Genomic DNA, 575 nt, shown 5'->3' with positions numbered 1-575 from the left:
GCCGATGCCGCCGCCGTACGGGATCCGGATGACGATCGGCAGCGTGACGTTGCCCAGCGACCGGTAGTGCATCTTCGCCACCTGGGCGACGATCTGGTTGTACGCCGGGAAGACGAACCCGTCGAACTGGATCTCGCAGACCGGCCGGTAGCCGCGGATGGCCAGGCCGACCGCGGTGCCGATGATGCCGGCCTCGGCCAGCGGGGTGTCGATGACCCGGTTCTCGCCGAAGTCCTTCTGCAGGCCGTCGGTGATCCGGAAGACGCCGCCGAGCTTGCCGACGTCCTCGCCCATGATGACGACCTTGGGGTCGTTCTCCAGCGCGCGGCGCAGGCCGTGGTTCAGGGCCTTGCCGAGGGTGAGTGTCTCGCTCATCAGTGGGCGCTCCCTTCGAACGAGGCCTCGTAGGCGGCGAACTGTGCGCGCTGCTGGTCGAGCTCGGGCGAGCCGTTCGGGTAGACGTGGTCGAACATGGTGACCGGCTGCGGGTCCGGCATGGCCAGCACCCGTTCGCGCAGGTCCAGGGCCAGCGTGCGGGCCGTCTCGTCGACCTCGCCGAAGAAGGAGTCGTCGGC

Annotated in this window: 2 pseudogenes; both read right to left on the bottom strand. The window is 69.0% G+C overall.

Annotated features, from left to right (window positions below):
- Window positions 1–378: pseudogene (locus DMB66_RS60515) on the bottom strand (alpha-ketoacid dehydrogenase subunit beta); the annotation flags it as partial.
- Window positions 375–575: pseudogene (locus DMB66_RS60510) on the bottom strand (pyruvate dehydrogenase (acetyl-transferring) E1 component subunit alpha); the annotation flags it as partial. The pseudogenes DMB66_RS60515 and DMB66_RS60510, both read right to left, overlap by 4 nt.

The sequence above is a fragment of the Actinoplanes sp. ATCC 53533 genome, from assembly GCF_003947245.1.
This window is presented reverse-complemented; position numbering and strand designations above follow the sequence as displayed.